Here is a 12,399-nt window from a genome sequence, read left to right as displayed (position 1 = left end):
AGAGCGCGCAACGCCCAGCAATCACAACATCGGAGCCTTGCATGATTCCTTTGAACCGTCGCAGCTTGCTCAAAATCAGCGCCGTCGCCTCGGCGGCCGCCGCCGCGCCCCGCCTTGCCCTGGCCGCCGATGCTGCCCCGGCCGCCACCTCGGCATCGGTGGTGGCGGAAGGCAAGGACACCACTCGCATCCTTGCGGCCTATCTGGTCAAGGCTCGCTATGAAGACCTGCCGGCGAACGTACGCAAGGAGGGGGTGCGCACGTTGCTCAACTGGGTGGGCGTCGCCGTGGGTGGCTCCCAACATGAAACGGTCGTTCGCGCCCTGCGCGCACTCCAGCCATTCGCCGGGCCCGAACAGGCCAGCCTGCTCGGCCGGACCGAGCGACTCGACATCATGAATGCCGCCTTTCTCAATGGCGTGGCGAGTCATATCTTCGACTACGACGACACTCATCTGAAAACCATCATCCATCCCGCCGGGCCGGTGGTGTCGGCCATCCTGGCGCTGGCCGAATACCGGCCGGTGAAGGGAGCGGATTTTCTGAATGCCCTGATCCTCGGTGTGGAAACCGAGTGCCGCATCGGCAATGCGGTCTATCCCGATCATTACGATGTGGGTTGGCATATCACCGGCACGGCGGGGGTATTCGGCGCGGCGGCGGCGGCCGGCAAGCTGTTGGGGCTCAATGAGCAGCAGATGGTCTGGGCGCTGGGTCTGGCCGCCTCTCAGCCGGTAGGCCTGCGGGAATCCTTTGGCTCCATGAACAAGAGTTTCAATCCCGGTCGGGCCGCCAGCAACGGCCTCTTCGCCGCCTTGCTGGCGGCGCAGGATTTCACCAGTTCCCAGGGCATGCTCGAAGCCAAGCGCGGCTGGGCCCATACCATCAGCACCAAGCAGGATTTCACAGAGATCACCGAAGGGCTGGGGACTCGCTACGAAGCAGCGCTCAACACCTATAAACCCTTCGCCTGCGGCATCGTCATCCATCCGGCGCTGGATGCGGCCATCCAGCTCCGCAACAGATACCAGCTCAAGCCCGAGCAGATCGCCGAGGTACGCCTGCGGGTCCATCCCCTGGTGCTGGAGCTGACTGGCAAGAAGACGCCCACGACAGGTCTGGAAGGCAAGTTCAGCATCTACCATTCGGTGGCCATCGCGCTGATCCAGGGCGCCGCAGGAGAACGGCAATACAGTGATCAGGCGGTTCAGGATCCCGCTGTGGTCGCTCTGCGAGGCAAGGTGATAGCCACGGTCGATCCTGAGATCAAGCCGCAGCAGGTGGACATGACCGTCGTATTGACCGACGGTCGTCAGGTGCACCAGTACATCCAGCACGCCATCGGCAGCGTGGAAGTGCCCATGACCAATGAGCAATTGGAAGCCAAGTTCAGTGATCTGGCCGAAGGCATCCTGCCCAGGCAGCAAACCCTGTCGCTCCTGAAAGCCTGTTGGCAGGTGGAGCAACTGGCGGATGCGGGCCAGATCGCCCGAGCCGCCAGGCGCAGTCCCGCCTAAGGGAGCGGCGCTAGGTTGCGCCGCGAAAGCCACGCCAGCTCGAACCCGTGATTCGTACGAGGAGGAATCGCCATGCGCTATGAGCTGACCAAGCTGACCGGCCCACTACTGAAGCTGTCCGAGATCTTGGCTGCCGCCACGAGCTGGATGGCGGGCGCAGATGTCGGGCGTGTCCTCGGTCTGTGGCATTCCGAAATCGGGGAACTCGGTGCTGTCCTGATCCTGCGGAGCTTCACTTCGTGCGAGGAGTTGGCGGCAGAGCGCCAGCGCTGTCACCGGAGCGCCAATCCCTTCAACGGCACTGGCCTGGTGCGGTCCCTGCAGCAGGAGAGCTACCAGGGGTTCGACTTCCTGCCGGACATCGAACCCCGCGTCTATGGCGGTCTCTACGAGTTCCGCACCTACTGGCTGAAACCCGGTGGCCTGCCCCCCACGCTCACCGCGTGGCGGGCTGCGCTGGAGCCGGCAAAGGCTTACACCGAACATCTGGTGATCAACATGATCGCCCTCGATGGACCACCGCGTATCACCCACATCTGGGGCTTCGAATCCATTCAGCAGCGCTTCGATTTGCGCGCTGAGCACTATGCCGCAGGGTTGTGGCCGCCCAAGGGCGCTCCCGAGCAGATCGAGCAGGCGACGTCCATGATCGCCCTGGCCAGTGAGCATTCGCCTCTGCGTTGACCACGAACCGCGACGTGGCCGGTCTCAGCGCAGGGTTGCGTCGATGAGGTTGCGGAACAGGGCGCTCCGAGGTCTTTCTTCCGGTGGGATACCCGCCTGTTCGAACCAGCTCGCATCGGCCTCGGGATGCGGTCCGCTCAGGGCCACCACGCCACGGCCGAAGGGATAGCGGGCCGCGGCGATGTCCCCGTTGGCATAGGTCGCCAGCACCCGAACGCCAGGCGCATGACTGGACGGTAGATAGGGCCCATCCTGGTAGAAAACGTGGTCGTCATGGCCTGCCCAGCGTACGGCGACCGCGGCGTCGTCGATGGTGGTCACGGGAAAGCCGGGGCGTCCCACCTCCGAGTCCAGATCGTCGGGTATGAGTCTGAGATTTCCGGCATCGGCTAGGTAGGCGCCCATGCACAGTCCCAGATAGCGTCCGCCCTGAGCGACGTAGTCACGCAGCGCGGCGCTGCGCGCATCGCCAAGGCTGGCCAGGGCGGCGGGAATGTCCTGGCCGCCGCCCGGCTGTACATAGAGGCTGTAGCGGCGCAGGTTGGCGGGCGTGATATCGATGCGTTCCGCCGGGCCGACGAAGTCAACGCGATAGCGCGGGTCCAGCCGTTCGATGGCCGTCCGGACCGTTTCGGAGCAGTCGTCGCATCCCGCAGGGCCGCGGTAGACGGCCACCGCCACGGTGGGCGCCTGGGCAGCCTGGGCCAGTGGCAAGGGACCGGCCAGACAGAGGAGCGCCAGCGCGGCGCGTCTTACTCCAGTTGAAAGCGTCATCCGCGGGACTCTTTTGCAGGGGGCTCTAGGATTGGCAAGCGGCATCAGGCTTTGGCCCCATCCATTCAAGGACCGAAACACGCAACTGCGGGTCAGCTTATCAGGCGAAGGGCGTGCCAGGGCGGTAGGGGCGTCAGGCGTGGATCACGGAAAGCGCCGAACGCAGCGCCCCGAGCGCCTCGTCGTCAGGCGCCGCGTCCGTTACCAGGGTGCTGACATCGGCCAGCGGGATGATGCCGTAGGGAGAGGCCGCGCCGAGTTTTTCCCGCGTCGCCAGCACAAAGGTCTCCGCCGCCTGGCGGCTGATGATGCGCTTGATCGCGGCTTCCTCGGCATTGCCGGTGGTGGCGCCCGTCTCGGGATGCAGCCCGGTCACGCCCATGAAGTAGCTGTCGACCCGCACCCGGGCGATGGCCTCCGCACAGGCCGCGCCCAGGGTCACGATGGAATGCTTGAACAGGCGGCCACCCATGAGCTCGACCTCGATCAGCGGATGCTCGACCAGTTCCACCGCGATATTCGGGCTATGGGTTACTACGGTGATCTCAAGCTCCTTGGGTAGGTGGCGGACCAGTTGGACATTGGTCGTGCCGCCATCGATAAAGACGATCTGTCCCGGTTGGATCAGGCGGATGCCCGCCTGGCCGAGCGCCACCTTGCTGGCCGTGGACGTCTCTTCACGCCTGGCGTAGTCCGCGACGGCAGCCGACGCCGGCAAGGCGCCGCCATGCACGCGTTGCAGCACACCTTCCGCCGCCAGTTCCCGCAGATCGCGGCGAATGGTGTCTTCCGATACCCCCAGCTGCTGGCTGAAGGTCTTGGCCACCAGTCGGCCTTCCTGGCGCAGCACCCGCTGGATAAGCGCCCTGCGTTCACGGGTCAGCATCGGAGACTCCTGCACGAAAATTCTTGACGTTGCACGAAACTGCACGAATTCTAACGCGCAGCCCCAGAGCGGTAAACACCGTTCGCCAACCCAGAGGATCGCCCATGAGCATCGCCCCGCGTATTCGTGTCGAAGAGGTCGAGGTGTTGTCTGACGACTGGTTCGTCCTGAAGAAGACCACCTTCGCCTTCCTGCGCAGTGACGGCACCTGGCAGCGGCAATCGCGAGAGACCTACGATCGCGGCAATGGCGCGACCATCCTGCTCTACGATCCCCGGCGGCGCACTGTGGTGCTGACGCGCCAGCTGCGTTATCCGGCCTTCGTGAACGGGCACGACGACCTGCTGATCGAAGCGCCCGCCGGCCTGCTGGACGCGGCCGAGCCCGAGGTGCGCATCCGTGCCGAGGTCGAGGAGGAGACGGGCTTTCAGGTGCGGGAGGTGCGGCAGGTGTTCGATGCCTTCATGAGCCCCGGCTCGGTGACCGAGCGGCTGCATTTCTTCGTCGGCGAGTACGCCCCGGGCGATCGCAAGTCGGCCGGGGGTGGCAATGTCGCGGAAGGTGAGGACATCGCCGTGCTCGAGGTCGACCTGGACGAGGCGCTGGCGATGATCGATGCCGGGACCATTCGTGACGGCAAGACCATCATGCTGCTGCAGTACGCGGCCCTGAAGCTCATGCCACACCCGGCGGTCAGCTGATCGCCAAGGCTGACGACCAGGGCTCTGGCAGCCCCTCTCGGATCCGGGAGACTCGGCTCCGGGCGCTGACCGCCTGGCAACTAGGAGGACGCGCCGGGCCTCAGGAAGGGCAGTACATGGGCGACGTAGTCGGCCTTGCCCAGCTCCACGCCTTGCGCCCGGAGGATGGCGTAGGCGGTCATCACGTGAAAGTAGAACTGCGGCAGCGCCCAGTCGCGGACGTACTGTTCGGCGGTGAAGTCGAACACCAGGCCCTGGGGCAGTTCGTGAGCGACCGGCGCGCCCTCCTTGATGGGCGACCCTTCGCCGGCGATGGCCTGTACCTGGTCCAGGGTTTCGCGGATGCGGGCCTGCGCCTGGGCGAGGGTGCCCGGTTGTTCGGCGGCGTTGCGGCCTTCGTTGAGCAGGTCCGTCAGTTCGGGCGGAAAGGCCTGGTCGTGCAGTCGCAACATCCCTTCCTGGGCCTGGACGCAGGCGAAGCGGATCTGGGTGGCGAGCGGGAACATGTCGGGCGCCAGGCGGGCGACCAGCAGGGCCTCGGCGGCACCGTCCGGCCGTTGGGTCTCGGCCTTGCCGAGCCAGGCCGACAGGGCGCCGAGCAGATTCGTATAGGTGGGAACGAGGATATCGGTGAAGGTCATGGCGAGTCCTTTATGGGGGCTGGAGGCAGAGCCGGGCAGCCCTAGTAGAGCGTGCTGGCGATCCGCTGCGGCAAGGCCTGGTCGTAGGCGTCGCCGTCCACCTGCGTCGGGCAGAGCTGCTTGAGGATGGTGCCGGGAGATGGCAGCGCGCTGCGCGCCAGGTGCCTGGAGGGATCCCACAGGCCGGCCCGGATCACCGCGCGGCTGCACTGAAAGTAGACGCTGGTGACCGTGACTTCCAGTACGGTCCGCGGGCGCTGACCCTTGACCTCGAAGCGGGCCAGCAAGGCCGGATCGACCGCTATCCGGGCGGTGCCGTTGATGCGCAGGGTTTCGCCGATACCGGGGATCAGGAACAGCAGCGCCACCCGGGGATCCTGGAGGACATTGCGCAGCGTATCCAGGCGATTGTTGCCCCGGCGGTCCGGCAGGTAGAGCGTCCTGGCATCCTCGACATGCACGAAGCCCGGCGCATCGCCGCGCGGCGAGGCATCGAGTCCCTGGGGCCCCGAGGAGGCCAGGACCACGAAGGAAGCGGCTTCGATGAAGGGCTGGTAAACGGGGTGGATGTGATCGATCTCCTTGAGGATCGAGGGTGCCGCGACCTCGCCGTAGAGGCTTTCCAGCGCCTCCAGCGAGCTGAGGTAGTCCTGCTCGGGGTTGTCCTGCTCCATGTGCGACTCCTGGTTCGAGGTGCTTTGCGCGCCTTCTCGCGCGCTGGTTTTCCGGCGCCTGGCGTTCGCGGCAGCCAAAGGGTTGGCTGAACTGTAGCCGATAGGCGAGGTGGGGGCTCGGTCTGTGAGCAGGTTCCCCCGAGCGTCGCCTGGCTAGCGACCTTCGCCATGGCGGACCAAAGAAAGCGCAAGCGGTCGGGTGCTTATAGCCGTTTGCCGCTGTCCCAGAAGACCTGATCGGTGGCTGTGCGCGACCCGACCGTCACCCGTGAATCCCCATTGGTTAACCAAGAGAAGACATCCTGATGAGCCTTCCGCTACGCCTGTACGAACTGACCGGTGCCGACGACAACTGCCGCTTCAGCCCCTATTGCTGGCGCATACGGCTGGCGCTGGCGCACAAGGGACTGCCGGTCGAGACCGTGGCCTGGCGCTTTCACGAGAAGGAGGCCATCGCCGCTTCCGGGCAGGCTAAGGTGCCGGTGCTGGTGGATGGCGAGCAGTGGGTCAGCGACAGCTGGGCCATCGCCGAGTACCTGGATCGCCAATACCCCGAGCGGCCCTCGCTACTGGGCGATGCTTCGCTCAAGGCCACGACGCGCTTCATCAACCAATGGGTCGCGGACAGTGTGCATCCGGCGCTGGCGCGGGTGATCCTGCCCGACGTCCATGCGGTGCTGGATGAAGCCGACCAAGACTATTTCAAGCGGACCCGCGAAGCGGCGTTTGGCGTCTCGCTGGAGGCCCTGGCTGGACAGCGCGAGGCCTCGTTGCAAGCCTTCCGCGAAGTCCTGAAGCCCCTGCGCAGCACCCTGGCCCTGCAGGATTACCTGGCGGGTGAAGCCCCGGCCTATGCCGATCACATCGTCTTTGGCGCCTTTCAGTGGGCGCGGATCGTCAGCACCCAACCCTTGCTGGCCCAGGACGACCCCATTACGGCCTGGTGTGGGCGGATGCTCGACGCCTACAACGGACTGGCGCGGCAGACACCCGCGGCAGCCGAGCGCTAGCGAATCGGGCCGGCGGATCGCTGCTGGCTAGCCAGCAGCGACGTCATGCCCTCAGGGCTCAGTGACTGTACCCGGTCGGCTTGTTGCGGATGGTCTTGAGCAGGTCTTCCGGGCTGATGCTGGCGAGCGCCTTGGCCGCGGCCTGGCTGCCCGGCAGCGGCAGGTCGAGGATGTGGCCCTTCATCTTGCCCACCACGTGCATCTCGCAGGGCTTGCAGTCGAATTTCAGGGTCAGCACCTCGTCGCCGTGGACCAGTTGCATCGGCGCGACCTTGGTGCGCACGCCGGTGACGCCCTTGGCCTGCTTGGGACAGAGGTTGAAGGAGAAGCGCAGGCAGTGCTTGGTGATCATCACCGGCACCTCGCCAGGCTCTTCATGGGCCTCGTAGGCCGCGTCGATCAGTTGCACGCCATGGCGATGATAGAAGTCGCGGGCCTTCTGGTTGTAGACGTTGTAGAGAAACGACAGGTGCGACTCGGGGTACACCGGCGGGGGACAGCTCTCGGCCTTGCGGCTGCCGCGCGGGTGGGCGGCGACTCGGGCAGCGGTCAGCTGCTCGATGGCCTCGCGGCGCAGCGCCTTGAGTTGCGAATTGGGCACGAAGAAAGCCTGAGGTGCGTCCAGGCTCACGTCCAGGGCGTGGTATTCGGTGGTGCCCAGCTGGGTCAGCAGATCACGCAGGCCATCCAGCGCCTGCTCCGGCTTGTTGGCCGCCCCGAAGGGACCGTCCAGGGCAACCGAAACACTGACGCCTTCCTCACTGGTGACAGTCAGCTGTAGCCGCTGCTCGCGCAGCTCGGCCTCCCAGCGCACGCCGATGCGGCGCTCGGCGCTGGTCTTGAGCAGGGCCTGCTGCCAGTTGTGGTCCAGGTTGCGCGACAGCGGATGATTCGGGCGCAGGCGGAACAGCCCCTCGGGCATCTCGTTGGGTTCGACGCGATAGCGATAGCGCTTCTGGCCGTCCTCCTCGAATTCGCCCTTGAGCTCGGCGACGTTGGCGCGAAAGCCCACCACCTCGCGCTTGACCAGCACATTCAGGCCGTCGCCGTTGGACAGCGGCTCCTCGGTCACGGCGATGAAGTCGCGCTTGCCGACCTTTTCCACCTGACCCACCGGCAGTCCGGTAAAGGTCGGCGAGTCGAAGGCGCCGATGTCCACCTTGCGGTCGGTGACGAAATAGTCGGTGCTGCCGCGGTGGAAGGTCTTGTCCGGATCGGGCACGAAGAAGTGCGCCGTGCGACCGCTTGACGCGCGCGCCAGGTCGGTGCGGTCTTCCAGGATCTCGTCGAGCAGCTGGCGGTAGTAGGCGGTGATGTTCTTCACATAGCCCATGTCCTTGTAGCGCCCCTCGATCTTGAAGGAGCGCACGCCGGCCTCGACCAGGGCGCGCAGGTTGGCGCTCTGGTTGTTGTCCTTCATCGACAGCAGGTGCTTCTCGAAGGCCACCACCCGACCCTGGTCATCCTTCAGGGTGTAGGGCAGGCGGCAGGCCTGGGAGCAGTCGCCGCGGTTGGCGCTGCGACCGGTCTGGGCGTGGGAGATGTTGCACTGGCCGGAGAAGGCCACGCACAGGGCGCCATGGATGAAGAATTCGATGGCCGCGTCGGTCTCGGCGGCGATGGCCGAGATCTCCTGCAGATTCAGTTCCCGCGCCAGCACCAGCTGGGAGAAGCCGGCCTGGTCGAGAAACTTGGCCCGCGCCAGGGTGCGGATGTCGGTCTGGGTGCTGGCATGCAGCTCGATCGGCGGAATGTCCAGTTCCAGCACGCCCAGGTCCTGCACGATCAGCGCATCCACGCCCGCGTCGTACAGCTGGTGGATCAGCGTGCGCGCCGGCTCCAGCTCGTCGTCGTGCAGGATGGTGTTGATCGTGGTGAACACCCGCGCATGGTAGCGGCGGGCGAATTTCACCAGCTCGGCGATCTCGCTGACCTCGTTGCAGGCATTGTGCCGCGCACCAAAGCTCGGCCCGCCGATGTAGACGGCATCGGCCCCATGCAGGATGGCCTCCCGGGCGATACCGACATCGCGGGCAGGGCTGAGCAATTCCAGATGGTGCTTGGGCAGGGACATGGCGGTTCTTCTCGATCAGGCGTGGCACGGCAAGGCGCGCATTGTAGCGGGCGAGGGGGAGGAGGGCACGCCTGGGGTGCTGGGTGGTTGGGCCAGCCCATCAACCGGGACAGGATTCACAGCCCCGCCGGCTGACCGACAGTTATCCGTGTTTCCGCCCCTTATTCCTGCCCATAGAGTGCAGCGATCGCGACCCGCAAGCTGGCTGCCAAGGGCTCAAGCATCGCTATCCCGCCAACTGTGGACGCTGCTCATTCCTAAGGGGAATGAATGCCTGTGCCTCTTTATCGCTTTTTTCCATTAATGGGCCGTCGTAAAACCTCCGTCACCTTTAATAAACATAAAAATCGGAGGACTCATGACCGAATCCCTGGCTTCAAAGCCGGCACCGGCAGTGGCGGAACGGGCAGCGTTACAGACGCGGTCGAGGACCCGCTATCGCTGGGTGGTACTGGCGGTCATCGTGGTCGTGTACATGCTCGCCGCAGCCGATCGGGCCAATATCGGGATCGCCTTGCCCTATATCCAGAAGGAGTTCGGCGCGACCAATGCCGAGGTGGGTCTGCTGGTCAGTGCCTTCTTCCTGTTCTACTCGCTCGGTCAGATACCGGCGGGCTTTCTGCTGAGTAAGGTCAGCGTGCGCGTGGTCGCCCCCGCGGCGATTGGCCTGACGTCGCTCGTGACGCTGCTGATCGGCACCTCCCACAGCATCGGTATGCTCAAGATCTATCGCTCGGCGCTGGGCGTCGCAGAAGCGGCCTTGCCCCTGTCGATGTTGAGCACCATCAACCGCTGGTTTCCGCCGCGGGAAAAGGGCACGGCTACCGGCGCCTTCCTGTCCGCCGCCAAGATGGGCGCGGTGATAGCACCGCCATTGGGGGCAGCGCTGATTCTGCTCGATGGCTGGCGCACCATGTTCATCGCCTTCGCCCTGCCAGGCGTGCTGCTCGCCTTGCTGTGGTGGTGGCTCGTCCCCAATGATCCGAGAGCCTGCAAGCAGGTGAGTGACGCCGAAGCCGAACACATCGAAGACCAGACGACCGCGCACAGCGAGTCGGTCCGTAAGCACCGGGATTTCGGCAGGCTCGACCGCGCGCTGCGCTATGAGCGCACCCCCCTCCTCGATACGTCCCGCTCCGTGTTCAGGTCCTGGAACATCTGGGGCTGTGGATTGGGCTACCTGCTGATGACCGGAGTGGTGAACGTGCTCCTGGCCTGGCTTCCCAAGTACCTGGGCGAGGTAAAGCACTTCGAACTGATGCAGGTCGGCTTCGTGGCGTCCTTGCCCTTTGTTGGCGGGGTGCTCGGCAATATCGTCGGCGGCTGGCTGTCGGATCGAATCCTGGACCGCCGTCGCAAACCGACCATGATGATCAGCGCGGTAGCGACCTGCGTGATGATGGTCGCTCTGGTTTACGCACCCAACGGGCTGCTCGCGGTCAGCCTGTTGCTGTTTGGTACCGGCTTTCTGCTCAATATCGGCTACTCGTCGTTCTCGGTCTATTCGATGGGACTGACGACCAGAACGACCTATCCGGTGGCTGCATCCGTGGTCAACAGCGCGGGCCAGGCGGGGGGCGCCATGGCGCCGCTGATCACCGGCTTCCTGCTGGATAGCTACAGCTGGACGGCGGTGTTCATCTTCCTCGGCGTCTGCTCCTTGGCTGCGCTGGCCTTCGTGCTGACCATTTCCGAACCGGCTACCGCGCCGGTCGAGGCCTCTGCTGACTAGGGGGCGGAACCTTGGTCCAGGATCACGGCCGTCTGCTGCGCTGTCGCTCTGGTAGCCGCAGGACGGTCTGGCGATAGCGGGCTAACGCTGCAACTGTTTCGTGAAGTCGCAGAGTTGCGTCGCCAGCGTGGCGATCTCGGCGACGAAGGTCGAGGGCCGATCATTGCGGTACATCGCCATGTAGGGAACCGGTGGCAGCTCGGGATCGGTCTCGACGATGACGAGTTTGCCTTCGTCCACCAGCGGGCGGAAACATTCGCGTGGCAGGTAGGTGACGCCCAGGCCCGCCGAAGCCAGACCGAGCATGGCGGTGAGGCTGTCGGAGGAGAGGATCCTGGGCAGCTCTATTCCGCGTGCATGCAGCCAGCGATTTACGAACAGGCCCGATCCTGACTTCTTGCCCTGCATCAGCATGGGATACTTGGCCAGCTCGGCCAGGCCCACCACGCCTGAACTCCGGACCAGTCCCGGCGCGGCCATCCAGGCATTCTCCACGGTCGCGAGGGGTACGCTGGTGACCTCGGGCGCCGTGAAGGTGTCCGGTATCACGATGAGGTCGACCAGATCGTCCATCAGCCGCTCGTGCAGATTGCGACTCATGTCGACTTCCGGCTCCACGGTAAGCCCGGGGAAGTCGGCAACCAGGCGCGTGACCAGGCGCGGTAGCCAGGTCCAGGCAGTAAGTTCGGTAACGCCCAGTCGCAGACGGCGGGTGGTGACGTGCTTGCCGTCCTTGAGCGAGGTGATGCGCTCGTTCAGATCGAGCATCTCGCGCGCAATGACCAGCAGCTCCTCGCCCTCGGCGGTGAAGCGGGCACCCCGCTGCGAGCGATCGAACAGCTGCAGGCCGGTGGAGGACTCCAGCTCCTGCACCCGTTTCGAGATGGCTGACTGGGTGGTGTTGAGATGCTCGGCGGCCCTTTCGAAGGTACCCAGACGTTCGATCCAGTGCAGCGCCAGCAACTGGCGTAGCGTGACCATTGGCATTCCTCCAGGGCATGAATGGCCATACCTTAATATCGCTTTTTCTATTTGGCCACGGGCCTATCCTCGACGTTATCCAACAAGAGGAGCCCTTATGAACGTCAACGCTTCCAGTCCGACCTCGCTGGTCGAAGCCTTCGCCCGCACCTCCACCTCGATCATCAGCGACTGTCTCGACCGGCTTCCAGGCGCTCCGCTGCGGCCCTTCCACCGGATCGAAGGCACCATGGCCGGCCTTGCGCTCACCGTCAAAGTACCCGCCGGCGACAACCGGGCGATCCACCAGGCGCTGGAGCTCCTCGTCCCTGGCCAGGTGCTGGTGGTCGATGGCGGTGGCGACCTGAGTCGCGCCTTGATGGGCGACATCATGGCGGCTATCGCGGAAAAACGCGGTGCCGCGGGCGTCGTTGTCGATGGGGCGATTCGCGACCTGGCGACGATCAGCAAGGGCAGCTTCCCCATCTTCGCTCGCGGGGGCTATCACCGTGGCCCCTACAAGAACGGCCCGGGGGAGATCAACGTGCCGGTGAGCATTGGCGACATGATCGTTTCACCAGGAGACCTCGTCGTGGGTGACCATGACGGCATCGTCGCCTTTCCCCTGGCCCAGGCGGCGGAGTTGCTCGACCGTTGCCTGGCGACCGAGCGCAAGGAAGCGGAAATGCTCGCGCAGATTGCCGCGGGAACCTACCGGGGCGCCTACGCGGCCCACTGATTACGGA

Annotated in this window: 12 protein-coding genes; 6 read left to right on the top strand and 6 right to left on the bottom strand. The window is 65.0% G+C overall.

Translation table 11 applies throughout. The annotated features are described in order from the left end of the window. The first annotated feature begins 41 nt into the window (after positions 1 to 41). The gene (locus tag QKY98_RS09460) at positions 42 to 1,517 is read left to right on the top strand and encodes an MmgE/PrpD family protein (protein WP_284670757.1); all 1,476 of its coding nucleotides are present in this window, start codon (positions 42 to 44) and stop codon (positions 1,515 to 1,517) included. Between the two features lie 72 nt (positions 1,518 to 1,589). Beyond that, positions 1,590 to 2,201, top strand: a complete 612-nt coding sequence (locus tag QKY98_RS09455) for an NIPSNAP family protein (protein WP_284670756.1) — start codon at positions 1,590 to 1,592, stop codon at positions 2,199 to 2,201. A gap of 24 nt (positions 2,202 to 2,225) precedes the next feature. Here QKY98_RS09455 and QKY98_RS09450 read toward each other — a convergent pair whose 3' ends face one another. Both QKY98_RS09450 and QKY98_RS09445 read right to left on the bottom strand, forming a co-directional pair. Continuing rightward, on the bottom strand, positions 2,226 to 2,975 hold the full coding sequence (locus QKY98_RS09450; protein ID WP_284670755.1) for a BPL-N domain-containing protein: 750 nt from the start codon (positions 2,973 to 2,975) through the stop codon (positions 2,226 to 2,228). Between the two features lie 133 nt (positions 2,976 to 3,108). Further along, a complete protein-coding gene (locus QKY98_RS09445; protein WP_284670754.1) occupies positions 3,109 to 3,861 on the bottom strand; it encodes a DeoR/GlpR family DNA-binding transcription regulator in 753 nt (250 codons plus the stop codon). Between the two features lie 104 nt (positions 3,862 to 3,965). Between QKY98_RS09445 and QKY98_RS09440 the strand changes: the two genes are divergently transcribed. Then, on the top strand, positions 3,966 to 4,562 hold the full coding sequence (locus QKY98_RS09440; protein ID WP_027601998.1) for an NUDIX domain-containing protein: 597 nt from the start codon (positions 3,966 to 3,968) through the stop codon (positions 4,560 to 4,562). 80 nt (positions 4,563 to 4,642) lie between these two features. On the opposite strand, the gene QKY98_RS09435 is transcribed toward QKY98_RS09440, so the two are convergent. Both QKY98_RS09435 and QKY98_RS09430 read right to left on the bottom strand, forming a co-directional pair. Further along, positions 4,643 to 5,203, bottom strand: coding sequence for a DUF1993 domain-containing protein (locus QKY98_RS09435; protein ID WP_284670753.1), 561 nt, complete (start codon positions 5,201 to 5,203; stop codon positions 4,643 to 4,645). A gap of 41 nt (positions 5,204 to 5,244) precedes the next feature. Further along, on the bottom strand, positions 5,245 to 5,877 hold the full coding sequence (locus QKY98_RS09430) for a pyridoxamine 5'-phosphate oxidase family protein (protein WP_144944646.1): 633 nt from the start codon (positions 5,875 to 5,877) through the stop codon (positions 5,245 to 5,247). A 305-nt stretch (positions 5,878 to 6,182) separates the two neighbouring features. Between QKY98_RS09430 and QKY98_RS09425 the strand changes: the two genes are divergently transcribed. After that, positions 6,183 to 6,887, top strand: coding sequence for a glutathione S-transferase family protein (locus QKY98_RS09425; protein ID WP_284670752.1), 705 nt, complete (start codon positions 6,183 to 6,185; stop codon positions 6,885 to 6,887). A gap of 58 nt (positions 6,888 to 6,945) precedes the next feature. Here the strand turns inward: QKY98_RS09425 and QKY98_RS09420 are convergent, their stop codons facing one another. After that, positions 6,946 to 8,961, bottom strand: a complete 2,016-nt coding sequence (locus QKY98_RS09420; protein WP_284670751.1) for a peptidase U32 family protein — start codon at positions 8,959 to 8,961, stop codon at positions 6,946 to 6,948. Between the two features lie 358 nt (positions 8,962 to 9,319). On the opposite strand from QKY98_RS09420, the gene QKY98_RS09415 reads away from it, so the two are divergent. Beyond that, the gene (locus QKY98_RS09415) at positions 9,320 to 10,693 is read left to right on the top strand and encodes an MFS transporter (protein ID WP_144959075.1); all 1,374 of its coding nucleotides are present in this window, start codon (positions 9,320 to 9,322) and stop codon (positions 10,691 to 10,693) included. Positions 10,694 to 10,774: 81 nt separating this feature from the next. Here the strand turns inward: QKY98_RS09415 and QKY98_RS09410 are convergent, their stop codons facing one another. Further along, complete coding sequence (locus QKY98_RS09410; RefSeq protein WP_027602003.1) at positions 10,775 to 11,674, bottom strand: LysR family transcriptional regulator; 900 nt, start codon at positions 11,672 to 11,674, stop codon at positions 10,775 to 10,777. 97 nt (positions 11,675 to 11,771) lie between these two features. Here QKY98_RS09410 and QKY98_RS09405 point away from each other — a divergent pair, with 97 nt between their 5' ends. Then, positions 11,772 to 12,392: an RraA family protein gene (locus QKY98_RS09405; RefSeq protein ID WP_027599711.1), complete on the top strand. Its 621-nt coding sequence runs from the start codon at positions 11,772 to 11,774 to the stop codon at positions 12,390 to 12,392. Positions 12,393 to 12,399: the final 7 nt, after the last annotated feature.

Source organism: Pseudomonas sp. HR1, from assembly GCF_030175875.1.
GTDB classification, from domain to species: Bacteria; Pseudomonadota; Gammaproteobacteria; order Pseudomonadales; family Pseudomonadaceae; genus Chryseomonas; species Chryseomonas oryzihabitans.
The sequence above is the reverse complement of the archived record's forward strand: the minus strand, read 5'-3'. Positions and strand labels throughout refer to the sequence as shown.

What these genes read in the sequence shown, in the direction of transcription:
- QKY98_RS09410 (WP_027602003.1), bottom strand. Translation starts at nt 11,674, where the DNA reads ATGGTCACGCTACGCCAGTTGCTGGCGCTGCACTGGATCGAACGTCTG.
- QKY98_RS09415 (WP_144959075.1), top strand. Translation starts at nt 9,320, where the DNA reads ATGACCGAATCCCTGGCTTCAAAGCCGGCACCGGCAGTGGCGGAACGG.
- QKY98_RS09425 (WP_284670752.1), top strand. Translation starts at nt 6,183, where the DNA reads ATGAGCCTTCCGCTACGCCTGTACGAACTGACCGGTGCCGACGACAAC.
- QKY98_RS09450 (WP_284670755.1), bottom strand. Translation starts at nt 2,975, where the DNA reads ATGACGCTTTCAACTGGAGTAAGACGCGCCGCGCTGGCGCTCCTCTGT.
- QKY98_RS09405 (WP_027599711.1), top strand. Translation starts at nt 11,772, where the DNA reads ATGAACGTCAACGCTTCCAGTCCGACCTCGCTGGTCGAAGCCTTCGCC.
- QKY98_RS09440 (WP_027601998.1), top strand. Translation starts at nt 3,966, where the DNA reads ATGAGCATCGCCCCGCGTATTCGTGTCGAAGAGGTCGAGGTGTTGTCT.
- QKY98_RS09420 (WP_284670751.1), bottom strand. Translation starts at nt 8,961, where the DNA reads ATGTCCCTGCCCAAGCACCATCTGGAATTGCTCAGCCCTGCCCGCGAT.
- QKY98_RS09445 (WP_284670754.1), bottom strand. Translation starts at nt 3,861, where the DNA reads ATGCTGACCCGTGAACGCAGGGCGCTTATCCAGCGGGTGCTGCGCCAG.
- QKY98_RS09460 (WP_284670757.1), top strand. Translation starts at nt 42, where the DNA reads ATGATTCCTTTGAACCGTCGCAGCTTGCTCAAAATCAGCGCCGTCGCC.
- QKY98_RS09435 (WP_284670753.1), bottom strand. Translation starts at nt 5,203, where the DNA reads ATGACCTTCACCGATATCCTCGTTCCCACCTATACGAATCTGCTCGGC.
- QKY98_RS09455 (WP_284670756.1), top strand. Translation starts at nt 1,590, where the DNA reads ATGCGCTATGAGCTGACCAAGCTGACCGGCCCACTACTGAAGCTGTCC.
- QKY98_RS09430 (WP_144944646.1), bottom strand. Translation starts at nt 5,877, where the DNA reads ATGGAGCAGGACAACCCCGAGCAGGACTACCTCAGCTCGCTGGAGGCG.